Source organism: Pseudomonas sp. ICMP 460, assembly GCF_002723595.1.
In the GTDB taxonomy this organism is placed as follows: domain Bacteria; phylum Pseudomonadota; class Gammaproteobacteria; order Pseudomonadales; family Pseudomonadaceae; genus Aquipseudomonas; species Aquipseudomonas kitaguniensis.
On the sequence record NZ_LKBR01000006.1, the window covers coordinates 145,706 to 166,629 of the forward strand.

Annotated in this window: 18 protein-coding genes and 1 pseudogene; 8 read left to right on the forward strand and 11 right to left on the reverse strand. The window is 60.2% G+C overall.

The window, feature by feature from the left end:
• Nucleotides 1-208: 208 nt before the first annotated feature.
• Entirely contained in the window at nucleotides 209-682 is a 474-nt protein-coding gene (locus tag AO240_RS06755) for a DUF6392 family protein (protein WP_177445793.1), read from the forward strand.
• Between the two features lie 39 nt (nucleotides 683-721).
• Here the strand turns inward: AO240_RS06755 and AO240_RS06760 are convergent, their stop codons facing one another.
• The 3 genes from AO240_RS06760 to AO240_RS06770 all read right to left on the reverse strand — a co-directional run bounded on the left by AO240_RS06760 (nucleotide 722) and on the right by AO240_RS06770 (nucleotide 4,156).
• A complete protein-coding gene (locus AO240_RS06760; protein WP_099235663.1) occupies nucleotides 722-2,044 on the reverse strand; it encodes an LLM class flavin-dependent oxidoreductase in 1,323 nt (440 codons plus the stop codon).
• Nucleotides 2,045-2,066: 22 nt separating this feature from the next.
• Nucleotides 2,067-3,023 carry an ABC transporter substrate-binding protein gene (locus AO240_RS06765; protein WP_099235664.1) on the reverse strand — a complete coding sequence of 319 codons (957 nt, stop codon included), beginning with the start codon at nucleotides 3,021-3,023 and terminating at the stop codon, nucleotides 2,067-2,069.
• 191 nt (nucleotides 3,024-3,214) lie between these two features.
• Nucleotides 3,215-4,156, reverse strand: coding sequence for a cupin (locus AO240_RS06770; RefSeq protein ID WP_099235665.1), 942 nt, complete (start codon nucleotides 4,154-4,156; stop codon nucleotides 3,215-3,217).
• A 202-nt stretch (nucleotides 4,157-4,358) separates the two neighbouring features.
• Between AO240_RS06770 and AO240_RS06775 the strand changes: the two genes are divergently transcribed.
• A complete protein-coding gene (locus tag AO240_RS06775) occupies nucleotides 4,359-5,228 on the forward strand; it encodes an oxaloacetate decarboxylase (RefSeq protein WP_099235666.1) in 870 nt (289 codons plus the stop codon).
• A gap of 106 nt (nucleotides 5,229-5,334) precedes the next feature.
• Here the strand turns inward: AO240_RS06775 and AO240_RS29240 are convergent, their stop codons facing one another.
• Both AO240_RS29240 and AO240_RS29245 read right to left on the reverse strand, forming a co-directional pair.
• Nucleotides 5,335-5,829, reverse strand: a complete 495-nt coding sequence (locus AO240_RS29240; RefSeq protein WP_371918601.1) for a methyl-accepting chemotaxis protein — start codon at nucleotides 5,827-5,829, stop codon at nucleotides 5,335-5,337.
• A gap of 93 nt (nucleotides 5,830-5,922) precedes the next feature.
• Nucleotides 5,923-6,690, reverse strand: a pseudogene (locus AO240_RS29245) (PAS domain-containing protein); the annotation flags it as partial.
• A 199-nt stretch (nucleotides 6,691-6,889) separates the two neighbouring features.
• On the opposite strand from AO240_RS29245, the gene AO240_RS06785 reads away from it, so the two are divergent.
• The 3 genes from AO240_RS06785 (at nucleotide 6,890) to AO240_RS06795 (ending at nucleotide 11,413) form a co-directional block, all read left to right on the forward strand.
• Complete coding sequence (locus tag AO240_RS06785; RefSeq protein ID WP_099235668.1) at nucleotides 6,890-7,270, forward strand: RidA family protein; 381 nt, start codon at nucleotides 6,890-6,892, stop codon at nucleotides 7,268-7,270.
• Between the two features lie 178 nt (nucleotides 7,271-7,448).
• Nucleotides 7,449-9,437: a U32 family peptidase gene (locus AO240_RS06790; protein WP_099235669.1), complete on the forward strand. Its 1,989-nt coding sequence runs from the start codon at nucleotides 7,449-7,451 to the stop codon at nucleotides 9,435-9,437.
• 347 nt (nucleotides 9,438-9,784) lie between these two features.
• Entirely contained in the window at nucleotides 9,785-11,413 is a 1,629-nt protein-coding gene (locus tag AO240_RS06795) for a methyl-accepting chemotaxis protein (protein WP_099235688.1), read from the forward strand.
• 61 nt (nucleotides 11,414-11,474) lie between these two features.
• Here AO240_RS06795 and xylB read toward each other — a convergent pair whose 3' ends face one another.
• The 6 genes from xylB to AO240_RS06825 are packed head-to-tail and all read right to left on the reverse strand — an operon-like array spanning nucleotide 11,475 to nucleotide 17,767.
• Nucleotides 11,475-12,944 (reverse strand): xylulokinase, encoded by a 1,470-nt coding sequence (xylB, locus tag AO240_RS06800; protein ID WP_099235670.1) that lies wholly within the window; start codon nucleotides 12,942-12,944, stop codon nucleotides 11,475-11,477.
• 15 nt (nucleotides 12,945-12,959) lie between these two features.
• The gene (locus tag AO240_RS06805; RefSeq protein ID WP_099235671.1) at nucleotides 12,960-13,952 is read right to left on the reverse strand and encodes a LacI family DNA-binding transcriptional regulator; all 993 of its coding nucleotides are present in this window, start codon (nucleotides 13,950-13,952) and stop codon (nucleotides 12,960-12,962) included.
• Between the two features lie 26 nt (nucleotides 13,953-13,978).
• Complete coding sequence (locus tag AO240_RS06810; RefSeq protein ID WP_099235672.1) at nucleotides 13,979-14,911, reverse strand: ABC transporter substrate-binding protein; 933 nt, start codon at nucleotides 14,909-14,911, stop codon at nucleotides 13,979-13,981.
• A 34-nt stretch (nucleotides 14,912-14,945) separates the two neighbouring features.
• Nucleotides 14,946-15,938, reverse strand: coding sequence for a ribose ABC transporter permease (locus AO240_RS06815; protein WP_058411548.1), 993 nt, complete (start codon nucleotides 15,936-15,938; stop codon nucleotides 14,946-14,948).
• Nucleotides 15,931-17,463, reverse strand: coding sequence for a sugar ABC transporter ATP-binding protein (locus tag AO240_RS06820; protein WP_058411549.1), 1,533 nt, complete (start codon nucleotides 17,461-17,463; stop codon nucleotides 15,931-15,933). The genes AO240_RS06815 and AO240_RS06820 overlap by 8 nt, the downstream gene beginning before the upstream one ends.
• 46 nt (nucleotides 17,464-17,509) lie before the next feature.
• Nucleotides 17,510-17,767 (reverse strand): hypothetical protein, encoded by a 258-nt coding sequence (locus tag AO240_RS06825; RefSeq protein WP_143505325.1) that lies wholly within the window; start codon nucleotides 17,765-17,767, stop codon nucleotides 17,510-17,512.
• 96 nt (nucleotides 17,768-17,863) lie between these two features.
• Here AO240_RS06825 and AO240_RS06830 point away from each other — a divergent pair, with 96 nt between their 5' ends.
• The 3 genes from AO240_RS06830 to AO240_RS06840 are packed head-to-tail and all read left to right on the forward strand — an operon-like array spanning nucleotide 17,864 to nucleotide 20,844.
• Nucleotides 17,864-19,213: a HAMP domain-containing sensor histidine kinase gene (locus AO240_RS06830; RefSeq protein ID WP_099235674.1), complete on the forward strand. Its 1,350-nt coding sequence runs from the start codon at nucleotides 17,864-17,866 to the stop codon at nucleotides 19,211-19,213.
• Nucleotides 19,198-19,581 (forward strand): response regulator, encoded by a 384-nt coding sequence (locus AO240_RS06835; protein WP_058411551.1) that lies wholly within the window; start codon nucleotides 19,198-19,200, stop codon nucleotides 19,579-19,581. Before AO240_RS06830 ends, AO240_RS06835 begins: the two co-directional genes overlap by 16 nt.
• 9 nt (nucleotides 19,582-19,590) lie before the next feature.
• Entirely contained in the window at nucleotides 19,591-20,844 is a 1,254-nt protein-coding gene (locus AO240_RS06840; RefSeq protein WP_099235675.1) for an EAL domain-containing response regulator, read from the forward strand.
• Nucleotides 20,845-20,924: the final 80 nt, after the last annotated feature.

Genomic DNA, 20,924 nt, shown 5'->3' on the forward strand with positions numbered 1-20,924 from the left:
CATTCGTCGCACATTTAACTTAAACTATTTATCCATTCATCTGCGGCATTGTATCTCGCAAAATCAGCTCGCTTTTTCGCGTCATTTGACGGTTTTAAACTTGATGCCATCAGTCCTTACCTACTTGAACAAGGCTTTACCGAAGAGCAGGTTAAAACTGCGCTTAGCGACCTGCACAATCTCCATCAGCAACAAGGCTGATATTGATATGAACGCAGCAATGATCGATGACCTGGTTAAAGCTCTTGGGCGCACTTACCCCGAGTTGATCGCCTCCGGCATGTATCTTCCGGGCGGTCCACCAAAGGGTATTTTTGACGACAGCGACACTTTGTCGATGTCGCCTGAACCGGGTATAGAGCTGGGGTTCTGGGCTGGTAATAAACGGTTTGAAGATCTATTTATTACCTTTCTTAAGGGCTTCGAAGGAGAGCCAATATACAAAGGTAGTCTGCCATACCCACTCAACAGCAAGATGACTCAGGCCTGGGTTAAATCTCAATTCGGCGAACCTCTGGAGTCAGGCGCCCCTTACAGAATTCCGGTAAACGGCATGACTGGCGGATGGGACTGCTACCGACTCCCTGGCATGTCCAAACACATCAATGTGCTGTTCAAGTACACCGTTGAAATGAAGGTAGATGGCATCGTCTTCAGGTTGAACGAAAAATCCCACGCCTGACAACTGGCAAGCCCGCTTACCGTCTGCGACCGGACGCAACTACCCTTGGCGACACCGCGGAATCTGCAAGCCCAAACTCTCCCGCAGCGTCGTACCTTCATACGCCGTGCGATAAACACCACGCGCTTGCAACAACGGTATGACTTCCTGGGTAAAACGCGTGAATTGCTCCGGGTGCCCGATATAGATATTAAAACCATCTACAGCGCGTGCTTCGAACCACGCGGCGATCTTTTGCGCGACGGTCTCAGCCGTGCCTACGAAAGCGCCGGGGCGCAGTTGTCGACCGAACGCTATGGCTTGGCGCAAGCTGAAACCTTGCTCGCGGGCCTGGTCTGCAATGCGTTTGGCAGCGGTGAAAAAGCTGCTGCGTGCGGCCTCCAGGCTCTGCTGCGGAAACGGCGCATCGAGGTCGTACTGGCTGAAATCATGCCAGCCGAAATTACGCCCGAATTCCTTCAGTGCAAGCTCAAAACTATGGTCGGCCTGATGGTAGTGCTGTTCGATTTCACGTGCGTGCTCGTCGGTGTCGCCGACGTAGATTTCGGCCCCCGGCATTATCAGTAATTGCTCTGGGTCGCGACCGTGCTGCGCCGCCCTGGCCTTTATGTCGCGGTAAAAAGCCTGGCCCTGCTCGATGCTGGCTGCATGGGTAAAAATCACATCGGCCGTCGCGGCGCCGAGGTCGCGACCTTGCGCAGAATCGCCGGCCTGGAATATCACTGGCTGGCCTTGCGGCGAGCGTTGGATATTCAGCGGACCGACCACCGAAAAGTGCTCGCCCTTGTGGTTCAGGCTGTGCAGTTTGCTCGGGTCGAGAAACTCGCCGGTGGCTCTGTCACGCACAAACGCATCGTCCTCGTAAGAGTTCCACAGCCCCTGCACCACCTGGACGTGTTCGGCCGCCCGGCCATAGCGGGTGTCGTAATCATAATGTTCGTCGCGGCTGTAATTACCGGCAGTGCCGGCGTCGCCGCTGGTGACCACGTTCCAGCCGGCGCGGCCTTTGCTGATCAGGTCGAGTGAGGCCAGGCGCCGCGCGACGTTGTAGGGCGAGTTGTACGAAGTGGTCAGCGTGCCGACCAAGCCGATATGCCGCGTGCTGACGGCAAGTGCCGAGAGCAGCGTCAGCGGCTCCAGGCGATTCAGGTAATGAGAGGGCGAACCCTCGGTGATGAACTGGCTGTCGACGATAAACATCAAGTCGAACAGTGCCGCCTCGGCCTGGCGCGCGATGTCGATGTACCAGTCGACGTTAACGCTGGCGTCGGCAGGCAGTTGAGGGTCAAGCCACAGGTTGTGGCGGCCTGGCCCACCACAGCCCATGGTCAAGGCGCCCAGTTTGAGCTGTCTTTTGGTCATATCAAACTATTCCTTCAAGCGTTCAGGGCTGAGTGGTGGCGACGGCGGGCTGCAATGCGGCCGCGAATGACGGGTCGAACAGGCTGGCTGCCGGGTACGATTTGACCAGGCCCTGGCCTGCGAAAAAGTCCACGGTCTTTTGCGCCTCGACGGGCGACTGCGCCGTGAGTGGCTCGACCGTGGTGCGCGCTCTGGCAAACCAGGCGCGTGCGATGTTTGCATCGGCGCGTGTGCGTTTGGCCCAGGCGTCTGCATAAGCATCGGTGTTGCCGGGGCTTTGACGTGCCCAGTCACGGGCTTTTTTCAGGCGCTGGAGGAAGTCACTGATTTGCGCGCGCTTGGCTTCCACGGCTTTCGCGTTGGCGGCAATAAAACTTTGAGCGGGGATCAAGCCGTCGGCGGTTGCCAGCACCCGTGCGCCTTGGCGCTCAAGCTGCGTCACGTAGGGCTCCCACGTGGCAATGACGTCAACCGAGCCGCCCTCAAGCGCATGTGATGCGTCCAGCGCGCTCAGGTAGCGCAACGCCAGCGAGTCGCGTGGCACACCGGCTTTGTCCAGCGCGGTGAGCAGCAGTTGCTGGCTCCAGGAGCCTTTCCACACGGCCGCGCGTTTGCCTGCAAGGTCCGCGAGGCTGTGGATCGGCGAGTCCTTTTTGACCAGAATGGCCACGCCGTCGAGGTTTTGCCGACTGACTGCAATCACCTTGATCGGCGCGCCCAATGCGCCCAGGAACAGCACAGGCGCGTCACCCAGCAAGCCAATATCGAGGCTGTTGGCGTTGAGCGCTTCGGCGACCGGCGACCCCGCTGTAAATTGCTTCCATTCAAGCTGATAGGGCAAATCGTCGAGCACGCCCGCCGCTTCCATCACCGCTTGGGCGTTATAACTTTGGTCACCGACCACCAGCGTTTGCGCGTTCGCGGTCAGGCACAGGAATGCGGCGGCCATGGCCGCCGCGAGTTTTGTCAGGTAACGCACGTTCGTCTCCAGATGCCCTATCGGGCATTTCAAGTCGATCCGCGCGCACGGTCTCGGCATTCTGTGTAGGGGTGCACACGATGAAGGCCTGAGCGCCGCCTGTAAAATACTGATAACGCATAACGTAATTCACAAAAAATGCAATAAATGCATTTATTGGCTGACCAGGTGTCGCCTCTGGCCGTCGCTCCTCAACTGAACCGAATATCCAACGCGCGCAAATACGTTTGCAGCCCCGCGTCCTGGATCGGGATCAGGAACGCCTCTTTGTCGGATTCATTGAAGTGCGCGTGCCAATAGCCCGGTGGCGTCACGAACGCCAGGCCGGGCGACCAGTCGACGCGCACCGGGTTGTGAATATGCCCTTGCGCGTCCAGCTCTGTGCCGACCAGCGAATAACAGCCCGTGGGGCAGTCGATGATGAAGTCGAGTGCTATCGATTGGTGGCGGTGGGGCTTTTGGATCGAGCCGGCGGGCAGGATTCCGTACATGGCCCACAGCACATGGGTCACGGTTCGGGTCTGCGGGAAGTTGCGATTGCCCAGCAGAATACTGATACGGCTGCGGTCTTCGGCACGCGGGTCGTCTGCCGCTTCGCGCAGTTTCAAGTTAGCCAGCGCTGCGGGATACAGCGTCGGCAAGAAGCGGTCGGTGCTGCGCGTCACGCCCAGGTAGCGCAACAGCGGTTCATCGTGCACGTAGTAAAGACGCGCATCCTGGGTGGCGCGAAAGCGCGCTTGCAGCAGGCCAGGCAGCGCGATAAAACAGCCGGCGGACCATTCAATGGCGTGCTCGCCCTGCACCACTGTGCCCGCGCCTGCGATCACATAAAACACTTGTGAAGTGGCATTCGGGTGCAGGTTCAGCGCGTCACCGGCGTTCAGCCGAATGAAATTGGCGCACAGCCCAGGCCCGGTCGCCGGGCCTTCGCAGCCCAGCTCGGCACTGAGGTCAAGCGGCACTACCCGTGAGGGGCCGCTGTCATACAGCGCTGCCGGAAAGCTGTGGTAAGGAATCCGGCTGATCAGATTGGCGCTGATCGGGTTGGCCGCTTTGCTGTACTCAAAGTACTCGGCGTCGACCAAGGGGTTTGACACATCGTCGGGCAGGTCAGGTTTGAATTCGCGGTTCATTATGCTCACCTTTATTGTCTGGCGTTCACGGCCACCCGGTGAATCAACGGGGCGGTAGAACCACTATAGGCGCTCGGTCGGTGCATTTGGCGCGCCGCTCATGCTCAAACGTCATAATCCCCTGTTCGTCTGCGTGGTAATCTCGCGCCACCATGAATAGACATTGATCGTCACTCGACGATGACCAGAGCCAGGAAAGAACATGCCAAAAATTTCTCACTCAGCGCTGCGCCGCCAATTCCGTGAACTGTTTGCAAAGCAAATCTGCGTTGAAACCGCTTCCGTCTTCGACCCCATGTCTGCGCGCATCGCCGCCGACCTGGGTTTTGAAGTGGGCATTCTGGGTGGTTCAGTCGCGTCGTTGCAGGTACTCGCGGCACCCGATTTTGCGCTGATTACACTGAGTGAGTTCGTTGAGCAGGCGACCCGGATCGGCCGTGTGGCCCAGTTGCCGTTCATCGCCGACGCCGACCACGGCTACGGTAATGCGCTGAATGTGATGCGCACCGTCGAAGAACTTGAGCGCGCAGGCGTTGCGGCGCTCACCATCGAAGACACGCTGTTGCCCGCGCAATTCGGGCGCAAGTCCACCGACCTGATTACGGTTGAGGAAGGCATCGGCAAGGTCAAGGCGGCGCTTGAAGCGCGCGTCGACCCGGAACTGTCGATCATCGCCCGCACGAACGCCGGCGTGTTGCCGACCGAAGACGTGATCGCGCGCACCAAAGCCTATGAAAAGGCCGGTGCGGACGGTATTTGCATGGTCGGCGTGAAAGACTTCGAGCACCTTGAGCAGATCGCACAAAACCTCAGCGTGCCACTGATGCTGGTGACCTACGGCAACCCCAAGCTCAATGACAGTGAGCGCCTGGCCGCGCTGGGCGTGCGCATTGTGGTCGCAGGCCACGGGGCCTACTTTGCGTCGATCAAGGCGACTTACGACAGCCTGCGCGCCCAACGCAAGTTGACCCACAGCACCTCCAACCTCAGCGCTACCGAGCTGACGCACACCTACACGCTGCCGGAAAGCTACCTCGCCTGGGCTGAAGAATTCATGGATGTGAACGAGTAAACCCGCCCCACACCGGCGCAGAGTCAGCCGATAACCCGCGCGCGCGATTAACGCTGCTCAATCTGCTTGAGCAGCGTTAATCGCGCGCGCAGTTAATGGGCCGGCTCTACCCTACCCAGCCGACAGCGCTTTTGGGAATTACCTCCGACTCATCCAGTTTGGAGGCAAACATGCTCACCGCTTCGACGGCATCGCTGGTGCTGGTGCGGATTTGCAAGATCACCGAGCCCGCTTGGTCGGCCAGGCTGACGCCGCGCTGCGCGCCTTCCTGGGTGGCGTTCATGCTGGTCACAGCGTCACGGGTTTCCGAGAGGATCATGCCGATCATCTCGGCAATTTCTGCCGTGGAGCGGCTGGTGCGCCCGGCCAATTGCCTGACCTCGTCCGCCACCACCGCAAACCCACGGCCCTGATCACCTGCGCGTGCAGCCTCAATAGCCGCGTTTAGCGCAAGCAAGTTAGTTTGGTCGGCGATGCCGCGAATGGTGTTGACGATGGCGGTAATTTGCTCGGAGCGCTCGCCCAACTGCCCCACCAGCTTGGCCGAGGTGCCGATGTTATCGGCGATCCGGCGCATTTCACTGGCGGTGTCCTGGATCACCTGGGTGCCGTGCTCGGCGAATCGCTCGGTTTCCGAGGAAATATGGTACGCCCGAGAGGCACCCCGCGAATCTTCCTCGAACTTCTCGACGCGCTCGGTGATGTCGCTGGCGAACTTGACGATTTTGACCAGCTTCCCTTCACCGTCGTACACCGGGTTGTAACTGGCCTCCAGCCACGTGACCCGGCCATGCTTGCCGAGGCGTTTGAATTGCCCGGTGAAAAACTCACCGTTGTTCAAGCGTCGCCAAAAATCGCCATACTCGCTGCTGTTGATCAAGCTGGGTTCGCAAAACAGACGATGGTGCTTGCCTTTGATTTCCGCCAACGCGTAACCCATCACCTGCAAAAAGTTTGGGTTGGCGTCCAATACCTGGCCGTTCAGGTCAAATTCGATCACCGCCATGGCGCGATCCAATGCCGTCAGTTTGCTGCGGGTAACGGCTTCCTGTTCGACCTTGTCGGTCACGTCCAACGCGTACTTGACCACTTTCACGGCTTGCCCGCGCTCATCCAGCACCGGGTTGTAGCTGGCCTCCAACCACACCGTGCGGCCACTGCTGTGCACACGTTTGAACGTGCCGGAAGCAAACTTCCCGGCTTTGAGTTCGCGCCAGAACTCGGCATAGGCGGGGCTGTTGGTCAGCGCCGGCAAGCAAAAGTCACGGTGCGACTTGCTGGCCAGTTGATCCGCGGTGTAACCCATCGTCCTCATAAAGTTATCGTTGGCGCGTAACACCTTGCCGTTAAGGTCAAATTCGACCACGGCCATGGAGCGCTCGAGTGCAGCAATCAGTCCTTTGTACTCGGTAACGTCGGCCCTCCTGGCCGCCAGTTCTGTTTTGAGTTTTTTGTTGAACATGACTTAGCCTCTGCCGTGCGGAAAATCCAGGTGTTCCAGTTGGCTATCGACCCGTAAAGACGCGACTTGATGGGTAAAAAATAATTATTAATTGACGTCAAATATTCGCTGGCCAATCAGCGTCGCACCCCCGCAAACGTAAGGTTGTAGGCGGCGTCTGTGGTTAAATTGGCACTCTTTTTTCCGCCAGGACTACCGCATGGCCAACCACGACCTGAGCTACACCCCCGACCCCGATGCCGACTCGATTTCATCCGACGTTATTGGCTTCAACGGCATTCTGGTGTCCACCCAGATCCCGACCCGCGCCGATGGCAGCCTGGAGCTTGGCGATATAACGCTGCAAAGCGAATGCACCCTGCAAGCCCTGAAGGTTGCGCTGGAAAAAGCCGGCAGCTCGATGGACCGCGTGATGCACCTGACCATCTACCTCACCGACATGGCCGACCGCGCGGCGTTTAACGCGGTCTACACACGCTATTTCGCCAAGCCATGGCCGGTTCGCGCTGCCGTGGGCGTCGCCGCCCTGGCGGTTGAAGGCATGCGCGTGGAAGTCACCGCAATGGCCGCCAAGGCCTGAATTGTGGGAGCGGGCTTGCTCGCGATAGCATCAACCTGGTGTGCCTGCTGTACCGAGTTGCCTGCATCGCGAGCAAGCCCGCTCCCACAAAAGCGCTACCGCGCTGGCAGTCTCGCCAAAGCTTGCCAGCTGCCACATAATGCGCACCTCAACCGTGACAAGCCTGACTAAAAAAACTATGTCCTTGCCCAAGCATCACCTAGAATTGCTCAGCCCTGCCCGCGATGTGTCCATCGCGCGCGAGGCTATCTTGCATGGCGCCGACGCCATCTACATTGGCGGCCCAAGCTTCGGCGCGCGCCACAATGCGTGTAACGAGGTGAGCGATATTGCTCAACTGGTCGAATTCGCCCGGCGCTACCACGCCCGTGTGTTCACCACCATCAACACCATCCTGCATGACAATGAGCTGGAACCCGCGCGCAAGCTGATCCATCAGCTGTATGACGCCGGCGTTGATGCGTTGATCGTGCAGGATTTGGGCGTGATGGAGCTGGATATTCCGCCGATCGAGCTGCACGCGAGCACCCAGACCGACATCCGCACCCTCGGCCGCGCGAAGTTTCTCGACCAGGCCGGTTTCTCGCAGTTGGTATTGGCCCGCGAGCTGAACCTGCAGGAAATTCGCGCGATTGCCGACGAAACCGACGCCGCCATCGAGTTCTTTATTCACGGCGCCTTGTGCGTGGCGTTCTCCGGGCAGTGCAATATCTCGCACGCGCAGAAGGGCCGCAGTGCCAACCGTGGCGACTGCTCGCAGGCCTGCCGCCTGCCGTACACCTTGAAAGATGACCAGGGCCGCGTCGTCGCCTTTGAAAAACACTTGCTGTCGATGAAAGACAACAACCAGAGCGCCAACCTGCGCGCGCTGGTGGATGCCGGTGTGCGTTCGTTCAAGATCGAAGGCCGCTACAAAGACATGGGCTATGTGAAGAACATCACTGCCTATTACCGCCAGCGCCTCGACGAAATCCTCGAAGACCGCCCGGACCTTGCCCGTGCGTCCAGCGGGCGTACCGCGCACTTCTTCCTGCCCGACCCGGAAAAAACTTTCCACCGTGGCAGCACTGACTACTTTGTCAGTGACCGCAAGATCGACATTGGCGCCTTCGATACCCCGACCTTCACCGGCCTGCCGGTCGGCGTGGTAGAAAAAGCCGGCAAACGCGACCTGCACGTGGTGACCCATGAGCCGCTGTCCAACGGCGACGGCCTGAATGTGCTGGTAAAACGCGAAGTGGTGGGTTTTCGCGCCAACATCGCCGAGCCTAAAGGCGAGTTCGAAGAAGACGGCGAAAAGCGTTACCGCTACCGCGTCGAACCGAATGAGATGCCGGCCGGCCTGCATCAGCTGCGCCCCAACCACCCGCTGAACCGCAACCTCGACCACAACTGGCAGCAAGCCCTGCAGAAGACCTCGGCAGAACGCCGTATCGGTTTGTCGTGGGCCGCTCGGTTGCGCGAAGACCAGTTGCACGTGACGGCCACCAGCGAAGAAGGCATCAGCGCCAGCGTCACCCTGCCCGGCCCGTTCGGCGTAGCCAACAAGCCGGAACAGGCGCTGGACACCTTGCGCGACCTGCTCGGCCAACTCGGCACCACCGAGTACCACGCCACCGCTGTCGAGCTGGATGCACCGCAGGCGTTCTTCATCCCCAATTCGCAGCTCAAGGCATTGCGCCGCGAAGTGATCGAAGCACTCACCGCGGCACGCATCGCGGCTCACCCGCGCGGTGGGCGCAAGGGCGAGACGTCGCCGCCGCCGGTGTACCCCGAAGCGCACCTGTCGTTTTTGGCCAACGTCTACAACCAGAAGGCTCGCGAGTTTTACCATCGTCACGGCGTGAAGCTGATCGACGCCGCCTTTGAAGCCCACGAAGAAACCGGCGAAGTGCCGGTGATGATCACCAAGCACTGCCTGCGTTTCTCGTTCAACCTGTGCCCAAAACAGGCGAAGGGCGTGACCGGCGTGAAAACCAAAGTGGCGCCGATGCAGTTGATTCATGGAGACGAAGTGCTGACCTTGAAGTTCGATTGCAAGCCGTGCGAGATGCACGTGGTGGGCAAGATCAAGGGGCACATCCTTGGGTTGCCGCAACCGGGCAGCGTGGTGGGACACATCAGCCCGGATGATCTGCTCAAGACCATCAGCCGCGCACCGCACTGACTGAAAAGCCCGCTTGTTGGGGCAAGTGGGCCTCTGTGGCGAGCGGGCTTGCTCGCGTTGGGCCGCGTAGCGGCCCCAAAACCGGACATGAAGATCTTTCTGAAAGAACGCGGTGCACATCAAGGGGCCGCTACGCAGCCCAACGCGAGCAAGCCCGCTCGCCACAACAAGCCGCTTGGCACAACTAGCAGGCCTGCGTGGCAGCGCCCAGCCGCGCTGCAGCGCCGTTACATCCTGTAATAGTCTAAATGCCAGTAAAAGGCCATTAACCGCTCACCTTCGACGAGCGGTACTTCAGGCAACTATGAGTGCGACGAAATAGAGATAACCACAAAAAGAGGCTCTCTATAATGCTACGTAAACTAAACCTCGCCCCGCGCTCTGCCCTGTTCTTCGGGTTTTTCTGCCTGATGATTATTGCGCAGGGGCTGATTGCCCTCAAACAGGCCTCAACGTTAAACGCTGCTGAAAAATTCGTCGAAACCAACGTCGTGCCGAGCATTGCCCTGCTGGGCCAGGTTGACCGGGAATTCACTAACATACGCGGCCTCAACGCACGGCTGCGCAACCCTATCGAGCCAGCCGTTCGCAAAACGCAAGCGCTGCTGGACCTCAATAAAGCCCGGGCAAACATCCTCGATCTGTTATCGACGTTGCAACCACTGATCGTAACGCCTGCTGGCAAAAAGTTTTTTGCTGAGCTGTCGGAGCGCTATACCGGTTATCAGCAAGTACAGGAGCAGTACCTGGCGCTGATCGCAGCCAACAGCCTGGATGACGCGGTCAAATTATCCAGTGAGGCGATGAAGCAATCGGCTGACACCGTAGAAGGCTCCATCAAACAGATGATCGAGCTGAACAACAACAAGGCTAAAAAGGCTGGCGACGACGCCACGCGCAGCTACGAACAGTCCACACTGATCGTGACTGCATTTATCTTGATCGGCACATTGGCGGCCATTGTGCTTGCACTGCTGTATACCCGCAGCGTTACCCGCCCGCTCAGCCAATCGCTGGCCATCGCTGAGCGCATTGCCAAAAACGACCTCAGCGAAGTCATCGAGGTGCAAGGGCGCGACGAAGTGGCCAGGCTCATGCTGGCGCTGAAAGCCATGCAAAGCGGTTTGCGCAATACGCTTTCCTCGATCGCCGATTCGTCTAATCAGTTGGCGTCGACGTCTGAAGAAATGCATGCCGTCACCGAGGACGCGAACAAAGGCATGCAGCGCCAGAATAACGAGGTCGAGATGGCGGCCACCGCCGTCACCGAGATGAGCGCAGCGGTAGAAGAAGTGGCGAGAAACGCCGCCGCCGCCTCGCAAGCTGCCAACCGCTCCAATAGCGCAGCGCTTGCGGGGCGTGCCCGCGTGGATGAAACCGTGCAGGCAATCAGCTTGATGGTCGGCAACGTTGAAGCCGCTTCCCGGGAAGTGCAAGGGCTTGAGGTGATGGCGACCGACATCAGCAAGGTGCTGGACGTGATCAGGGCCATCGCCGAGCAAACCAATTTGCTCGCGTTGAATGCCGCCATTGAAGCCGCGCGTGCCGGTGAAGCCGGTCGAGGTTTCGCAGTGGTGGCCGATGAAGTCAGAGCGCTGGCGCATCGCACGCAGCAGTCAACCAGCGAGATCGAGCAGATGATCAGCTCGATTCAAAAAGGCACTGGCGCGGCGGTGTCGGCAATGACCCACACCAATGCCCAGGCTCAGCGAACGCTGGATACGGCTCAAGGCGCGGGCGCCGCGCTGGTCGAAATAACCGAATCGATCGACAATATTACCGAGCGCAATGTGTTGATTGCCACCGCGTCGGAAGAGCAGGCCCAGGTGGCCAGAGAAGTCGATCGCAGCCTGGTCAGCATCCGTGACCTGTCAAGCCAGACGGCGCAGGGGTCTAGTCAAACGGCGATTGCAACGTCGGAACTGAGCAACCTCGCGCTCGACTTGAACCGGTTGCTGAAGCAGTTTCAGATGTAACAACACGCCCACTTCGCCAAGGAACCAGGGGCGCCTGCCCCTGTTCACACACCCTGAATGGTCAGTCTTGCAGCGCTTTGGCCGCGCTCAGCAACCCCTGGAACTTGCGATAACGCGCCGCCAGCACCGGCTGTTGTCGCAGGTCTGGCAGGTAACGCGTCTTGACCGGCATACCTGTTTCCAGCAGTTGCGCGCCCTGCCCGATCGCCATAAACCCCAGCTTCGCCGCACCGATACACGCGCTCAGCTCACTGCCGTGCAAGGTGAAAACCTCTCGCTGCAGGATGTTCGCCAGCAATTGCGCCCAATACTCGCTGCGTGCCCCGCCGCCGACCAGCGCACAGGCACCGACGTTGGCACCTGCCGTTTGCACCGCGTTTAAAGCATCCAGCAAGCCAAAACTCACGCCTTCCATCACCGCATAACCGAGCATCGCCGGGGTGCAGTCGTGGCCCAGGTTCATAAACCCACCGCGCAGCAACGGGTCGTTATGCGGCGTGCGTTCACCGGCGAGGTAAGGCAGAAACAGCGGCGTGTTCAGCGGCACCGGCGCACCCATTGGCAACTGCGCCTGCACGTGGGCCAACAAGGTTTGCTCATCCGGCGTGCCGGTCAATTGCGTCACCCAGCGCAAGCAACTGGCGCCGGCCAACAGCGCGCCCATGGTGTACCAGCGGTTTGGCAGCGCGTGGCAGAAGCTGTGCACCGCGCTGGCGGGGTTGCCTGCGGCGTGGTCGGTGATCGCGACAATCGCCGCGCTGGTGCCGAGGGTAATCAACGCATCACCGGCGTTGATCGCGCCGATACCGACGGCCGCCACCGGGTTGTCGCCGCCGCCGCCGGCGATCACCACGCCGGGCGCCAAGCCCAATTGCGCAGCCATCGCCGCCGTGACACAGGCACTCGCTTCGCCGCCTTCGACCAGCCGTGGCATCTGCGCCGGCACCAGGCCTGTGGCGTGCAGCATTGGGGCAAACCACTGACGCTGCGCCACATCCAGCCACAGCGTGCCGGCGGCGTCCGACATCTCGCTGATGCGTTCACCGCTCAAGCGCAAACGCAGGTAATCCTTGGGCGACAATACGCAGTCAATCGCCTCGAATACCTCGGGCGCATGCTGTTGCAGCCAGAGCAGTTTGGGCGCCGTGAGCCCGGCCATCGGCAAGCTGCCGGTGACCTCGGCAAAGCCTGGCCCGAGCTGTTCGGCGCAGGCAGCCGCGCGCGAATCATCCCAGAGAATCGCCGGGTACAGCACGCGGTCATCCGCACCGAGCAGCACCGCGCCGTGCATTTGCCCCGACAGGCCGATGCACGCCACGCGCGCAAACGCTGGGTGCGCGCGCAACTCATCAAGTGCCTGCAAACAGGCCTGCCACCACGCTTCGGGCGCCTGTTCAGACCAGCCGCTGTGACGCCGGGAGACGCTCAAACGCACACCGGCATGCGCCAGCACGGCGCCGCTGGCGTCCATCAGGATCGCCTTGAGCTCTGAGGTGCCGAGGTCGATGCCAAGAGAAACGGGACTGTTCATACGCGGTTATTCCAATCAGCTGCAGCCACATGAATTTCGATACTGCACGCTGGGCGCCAGGCGCACACGTTGAACGGGAGCGTCGGGCGACGCCATGCGTTGCAGCAACAGTTGCACCGCGCGCGCGCCAAGTTGCTTGACCGGCTGGGCGATCAAGGTCAGGCGCGGCACGAAAAAATCCGCCCAGTCAAAATCGTCAAAACCGACCAATGCCATGTGCCCCGGCACATCCAGATGCGCGTCACGCAGCGCATGCATGGCGCCGAGGGTCATCATGTTGTTGCCCGCCATGATCGCCGTCGGCGGTTCGCTCAAGGCCAGCAACTGCTCAGTGGCCGCGCGCGCCGGTTGGCTGTTGGAGCCGCCGTTGACCAGCAGTTGCGGGTCGAACGCCAGCCCCGCCGCCTGCAACGCCTGCCGATAACCCGCTACGCGCTCATCGGTGGTGCCCAACCCCGTGCGCCCGGCAATAAAACCGATGCGCCGGTGCCCGTGTGCAATCAGGTGCGTGACCAGGGCGTGGGTGGACGCGGTGTTCTCCACCCCAACCTGATCAAACGGCGCGTCCAGCATGCGGTCTACCAGCACCCCCGGAATCTGGTTGGCCTGCAAATACGCCAACGCGATGGAACCGGCTGCCGGTGCCAGTAAAATCCCGTCGACACGCCGATGATGCAGGGCGGTGACCACGCGAAGTTCTTGCGCCGGGTCGTCGTGGGTGTCGACAAACAGCATCATGAAGCCGTGCCGGGCGCACTCGGTTTCAATCGCGTGCACGGTTTCACTGAAGTAATGGTTGGACAGCGACGAGATCGCCACACCGATGGTATTGGTGCTCGACCGCGCCAACGAGCGCGCCAGCGTATTGGGCACATACCCCAACTGCGCAATGGCTTGCTGCACGGCCAGCACCGTCGCCGGGCTGACCTTGCGGGTGCCATTCAACACGTGGGACACGGTCGACGTGGACACGCCCGCCCTGCTTGCCACGTCATCCATGGTCACCACGACGCGCCCCTTTTTACGTCAATCAATCAATGCTTGCTCGACCAGCCGCTGTAGGTGCCGATGTTGTCGCGGGTGATCAGTTTTGGCGTAAGCAGGGTCACCGCTTCGGCCGGGGCTTTGTCATTGAGGAGGTCATTGCCGACATTCACCGCAGTTTGCGCCATGGCCCACGGGTCCTGGCTGGCGGAGGCCTGAATCTGCGTGTCGGTTTTCAGTGCGTTCTCGATGTCTGGCGCACCGTCCACCGAGGTGATGATGATGCCGCTGCGCTTAAGCTGCTTGGCCGCCAGGTCGCTGCCGATGGCTTGCGGGTCGTTGATCGCAAACAAGCCGTCGATTTTCGGGAAGCGCGTGAGGTAACCCTGCATCACGTTCAAGCCGCCTTCGCGCGAGCCTTTGCCGTCCTGGTCATCGGACAGCACCTTGATCTCCGGCGCAGTGGCCAGCGCCGCTTTGCAGCCTTTGACACGGTCAGTCACCGCGGTAACTTGCGGGCCGTTCTGGATGATTACGTTGCCCTTGCCCGAGAGCTTGTCCACCAGGTACTGGCAGGCCAGCCTGCCGGCTTCGACGTTGTCGGTTTGCACGGTCGCGTTGACGCCTTTGGCGTCGACATCCACGGCTACCACGACGATGCCGGCGTCCCGCGCTTTTTTGATCGCCGAGGCCATCGCCGACGGGTCGACGGCGTTGATCAGGATCAAATCGACCTTGGACGAGATGAAGTTGTCGATCTGCGAAAACTGTTTACTCAGGTCATAGTCGGCCGACACCGACGTCACCTTGACGTTGGGGTTCAGCGCTTTGGCGCGCGCCGTGGCGCCGTCGGCCAACGTCACGAAATAAGGGTTGCCGAGCGAACCCATGCTGATGCCCACGGCTTTAAGTTCGCGGGCCTCTGCGCTTTGGGCGACCAAGGCAGCCAGAGCAATAACGGGAAACAGGCGTTTGAAGTTCATGTGGGTCTCTCTTGTGATTGTTGTTTGAGTGAAATCAGGTGCGGGCGCCGGACTGGCGATAGCGATCCAGCGCGACCGCGCCGATGATCACAATGCCCTTGATGATGTACTGCCAGATGTCTGAAACTCCCAGCAGCACAAGGCCGTTGGTGAGCACAGCGATAATCAGCGCGCCAATCAGCGTGCCGCCGATGGTGCCGACGCCGCCGGTAAAACTGGTGCCGCCGAGGATCACCGCGGCAATCGCGTCCAGCTCGTACGATTGGCCGAGTTGCAGGCCGTTGGCGGCGAACAGGCGCGAGGCACTCATCACCGCACCGAGCCCGGCCAGGGCGCCGGACATGGCGTAGACGAACAGCAGCACTTTCCACACCTTGATCCCCGACAGCCGCGCCGCCTCCGGGTTGCCGCCCACCGAGTAAATCTGCACGCCCATGACCGTGCGCCGCAGGATGAACCATGACAGTGCCACCACCGCCACGGCGATCACCACCAGCCACGGCACGCCGAGGATCGAGTCATTGCCGATAAAGGCGAACGGCAGGTCGGGGTTGAACACGGTTTTGTCATCCGCCAGCAACCGCGCGAGGCCACGCATGGCGGTCAGCGCGCCGAGGGTCACGATAAACGGCGGCAGGCGCATGAACGCGATCAGCCCGCCGTTGACCAGCCCCAGCAACAGGCCGAAGCCGATACCGGCGGCGATCCCGAACATGCCGAACTGCGGCGACATTGAGGCCTGCAACGCGACCACGGCAGACGCGGCGAGAATCGCGCCGACCGACAGGTCAATGCCCGCAGTGAGGATCACGAAGGTCATGCCCGCTGCGAGTACCACGTTGACCGAGGCCTGTTGGGTGATGATCGAGAGGTTCTGCACGGTCAAAAAGTTTTCACTGGCCAGCGCAAAACCCACCAGTAACAGCACCAGCACCGGCAACATGCCGACCGTGCGCATCAACTCGCGGATACGCTCAGCTTTGCCAATCGGCGCAACCGTCAGTGTGTTGTTGTTTGAATCAGCCATGGGCAGCCACCTGATCGCCACCGGTGGCGAGGTCAATAATACGTTCTTGGGAAATTACCTGGCCGGAGGCGCCGCCGACTTCGGCCACCAACTGGCCTTCGCGCATGATCAGCACGCGGTCGCAGGTGCCGATGATTTCCGGCAACTCGCTGGAGATCACCACGATGCCGACACCCGCCAGCGCCAGTTGATTGATGATGCGGTAAATCTCGGACTTGGAGCCGATATCGACGCCACGCGTCGGTTCGTCGAGGATCAGCACATGCGGCTTGACCTCCAGCAGCCGCGCCAACAGCACTTTTTGTTGATTGCCGCCGGACAACGCGCCGACATTGACCTTGCCCGACGCCACCCGAATCGACAGCGACTTGATCGCGTCATCCGACCGTTGCGCAGCATGGCCGCGATCCAGCACACCACCGGCGTGCGCATCCGGCACACACGCGCACACATTGATGTTGTCGGCCACGCTCATGTCGAGAAACAGGCCTTGGGCCTTGCGGTCTTCAGTGAGGTAGACCACGCCTGCGCGAATCGCATCGGCCGGGGTGCGCAACTGGGTAACGTGTTTGCCGACCACTTCGAGGGTGCCCGAGGTGCGCGGGTCGGCGGCAAAGATCAGCCGCGCCAGCTCCGTGCGCCCTGCCCCAACCAGCCCGGCAATGCCCAGCACCTCGCCCACGTGCAGGTCGAAACTGCAATTGCGCACGCGTTTGCCGTCGGCCATGTCGCGCACGCGCATCACCACGTTGCCGGGGTTATAGGCGGCGTGTTCCTTCTTGTAGAAACCGGAAAGGTCGCGGCCCACCATCATTTTTACCAACACCTCGGCCGACAGCGCATCGCGCGTCAGTTCGCCGATGTATTGGCCGTCGCGCAGCACTGAAACTCGGTCCGACAACTCGTAGATCTCGGCCATGCGGTGGCTGATATAGATAATCGCCAAGCCCTGGCTGCGCAGTTGTTTGATCAGCGCAAACAAGCGGTCGGTCTCACGCGATGACAGCGGCGTGGTGGGCTCGTCCATCACCAGGATTCGGGCGTGGGCATGCAGGGCGCGGGCAATTTCGACTAGTTGGCGCTCGGCAATCGATAGGCTGCTGACCGCTGTGCCGGGTTTGAACTCGGCGCCCAGGCGTTGCAGCACTTCCACGCAACCGGCTTGCATGCCCTTGCGGTCGATGGTCCAGCCACGCCGCAGTTCGCGGCCCAGGTAGATGTTTTCAGCGACGCTCAGGTTCGGGCACAGGCTGAGTTCCTGATAGATCACGGCAATGCCGAGGGTTTTCGCAGTGGCGGGGTCGAAGCTGGCGACGGGCTGGCCGTCAATGCGGATTTCGCCGCCGGGGTCGGCCTGGTAAGCGCCGGAGAGGATTTTCATCAGGGTCGATTTGCCGGCGCCGTTCTCCCCCATCAAGGCGTGGATTTCGCCGGGGTAGACCTTAAGGCCGACATTTTTGAGCACGCGCAAACCGTTGAAGGTTTTGCTGATGCCCTGCATCTCAAGCAAGGGTTCAAGGCTCATCATGAGCTCCTGGAATTATTATTTTTGTAGTCGAGTGCTGCCGACTCTAAGGCAGATACATTTCGTTACGCAAGCGCTTGCGTGTGCCGTTTATCGTTTGATTAAACGTTTCACCCATCACGCAAATGCAGAATACGCCTGTTTCGCAGGCGTTTTGCCGAGCTTGGCGCTCTGGCGCCTTGATCGTATGGTCAAACAGCACGCTGCCTTTATAAAAACTATCCATTTGAGTGCTTGTGGCGTGTTGATCGGCGCTTTGAGCCTTCAAAACGCCATGATCTCTGCTATTGTCAAAGAATCTCATCTCCTCCTCGTCGCCTTTGTGCGATCTTCTGTGAGTATGCTCTGCGCCATCGCGTTTTGATGATGGCGGGCCTGTAGTTCATGGAACGCCACCGCGATGGATAAAAGCCCCACCGATCAACCGCCCGAACCGCAATCGCGGGCCGAAAAAATCGTCGAGTTCAAGCGGCAGAAGACCCTGCTGAAGACCGGCGCACTGCAAGACGCGATCTTCAACAGCGCGTATTTTTCCAGCATCGCCACCGACGAAAAAGGCGTGATCCAGATCTTCAATGTCGGCGCCGAACGTATGCTCGGGTATGCCGCTGAAGACGTACTGAACCGCATCACCCCCGCCGATATTTCCGACCCCGCCGAACTGATTACCCGCGCCGCCGCCCTCAGCCTGGAGCTCGACACACCGATTACCCCAGGCTTTGAAGCCCTGGTGTTCAAGGCCTCGCGCGGCATCGAAGACATTTACGAACTGACCTATATTCGCAAGGATGGCAGCCGCCTGTCGGCGATGGTCTCGGTGACCGCGTTGCGCAACCGCCACGACACGATCATTGGCTACCTGCTGATCGGCACCGACAACACCGCGCGCAAGCAGGAAGAAGCCGAGCGCAAAGGGTTTGAACGCGCACTCGAAGAAAAGAACCTGGAGTTGGAGCACGCCAACCGCATGAAGTCCGAGTTCCTCGCCACCATGTCCCACGAGTTGCGTACGCCGCTGAACGCGGTGATTGGCTTCTCCGAGGCGTTGAAGGATGGCTTGGTCGGCGACATGAGCGAGGTGCAGCGCGAATACATCGGCGACATCTTCACCAGCGGCCAGCATTTGCTGTCGCTGATCAACGATATTCTCGACCTGTCCAAGGTTGAAGCCGGGATGATGGACCTGGAGCTGGAGGCCGTGGAGCTTGCCGGGTTGCTGGCCAACAGCTTGTTGATTGTGCGCGAAAAAGCCGCGCTGCAGCGTATCCAGTTGAAGCTCGACAGCGAGCGCGATTTCGGCACCCTCGAACTGGACCTGCGCAAGACCAAACAAATCATCTATAACCTGCTGGCCAACGCAGTGAAGTTCAGTGAACACGGGAGTAGCGTGACCCTGGCGGTGCGTGAAGTCAGCCGCGAACAGGTCGGCAAAACACCCGGCGACTGGCCCGCCCACGGCTTCGCGCTGAAGCCCAGCGCACACATGCAGTTTCTGGAGCTGAGTGTCAGCGACACCGGCATCGGCATCGCCAAAGACGACATGAGCAAGCTGTTCAAAGCGTTCAGCCAGATCGACAGCAGCCTGGCGCGTAAATTTGAAGGCACAGGCCTTGGCTTGGCAATGGTCAAGCAACTGACCGACCTGCATGGCGGCAGCGTTGCGGTGGCCAGTCGCGAAGGTTTGGGCACCCGCTTTGTGGTGTGGCTGCCGCTGCACCGTGCACCGGAGGCTACATGGCTGAAATCCTGATCGTTGAAGACAACCAGGCAAACATGCGCCTGGCGCGCCTGTTGCTGGAGAATGCGGGCCACACGGTGCTATGGGCCGCAGATGCCGAAACCGGCCTGACCCTGGCCCGTGAACAACAGCCGGCACTGATCCTGATGGATATTCAATTGCCCGGCATGGACGGCCTGGCCGCCACCCAACTGCTCAAGCAAGACCCGAACACCGCGCATATCCCGGTGATCGCTTTGACCGCCATGGCCATGAAGGAAGACCGCGAAAAGACCCGACTGGCCGGCTGCGATGCCTACATCATCAAACCGCTGCGCTACAAAGAGTTGTATCAGGTCATTGATACCCTGCTGCAAAAGAACATCAGCCCCCTTATATGAGTCGTCTCCATGGCCAGCCCCCCCGCCACACTGTTGATCGTTGATGACGAACCACAGGTTCGCAAGCTGTTGGAAACCCTCCTGCAACACGAGGGCTACCAAACCCTGACTGCCAGCAGCGGCGAGGAGGCGCTATTGTTGGTGGCGCAAACGCCGCCTGACCTGATTCTGCTGGACATCATGATGCCGGGCATGGACGGCTACGAAGTCGCCAGCCAATTGAAGAATGACGAAGCCACCGCCAACATTCCGATCATCATGCTGTCGGCCCTCAGCGACCCGAGCGCGCGCGTCAGCGGGCTCGAAAGCGGCGCCGAGGAATTCATCAGCAAACCGGTGGAGCGCGTCGAGTTGTGGCTGCGGGTGCGCAACCTGCTGCGACTCAAGGCGCGCGGCGATCAGTTTAAAAGCCATAGCCTGATGTTGGAGCAACAACTGCACATAAAAACCGGCGAAATGGCCAGCATGAATGTGCACGACCTGGCTCGCCAGGAGCTGGAAGCGGATTTGCGAAAGGCGGTTGAACTGGGCAATTTCAGCGTGCATTACCAGCCCAAAGTTGAACTGGCCGGCGGCCGCATCTGCGCTCTCGAAGCGTTATTGCGCTGGGAACGGCCAGGATACGGCGCCGTGTCGCCGGCGATATTCGTGCCGATACTGGAGAGCCTCGGGTTGATCGTGGAGGTGGGCCGCTGGGTCATCGACAGCGTGTGCCAACAGATTGCCGAGTGGCAGAGCGGCGCTATCGGCGCAGTCGAAGTGTCGGTCAACGTCTCTGGCCATCAGTTGATCGAGGGCGACCTGATCGCCGATATTGCCTGCATCCTCGCGCGAACCGGGGTTGCGGCGCATTGGCTGGAGGTTGAACTGACCGAAAGCTCACTGATGGAAAACACCCAGCACACCATCGCAAGCCTGGAACGGTTGCGGGACATGGGCGTAAAGATTTCCATTGATGATTTCGGCACCGGCTATTCGAGCCTGGCGTATCTGCGGCGCTTTCCGATTGATACGTTGAAGGTCGACATCGCGTTTATCCGCGAAGTGACGACCAATCCGCAGGACGCGGCGATTACGCGCACCATCATTGAATTGGCGCACAGCCTGAACCTGCGGGTGGTGGCCGAGGGTGTGGAGACACAGGCGCAATTGGCGTTTTTGAAGGAAGCGGGCTGTGATCAGATTCAGGGGTATCTGTTTAGCCGGCCGTTGCCGCCGGCGACACTGGAGCGATTGCTGATGGAGCGGTTGGTGGAGGATTGAACCCAAATGCTATCAACGGTGGGAGAGGTCTGTGGGAGCGGGCTTGCTCGCGATGCAGGCAACTCGGTCCATCAGGTACA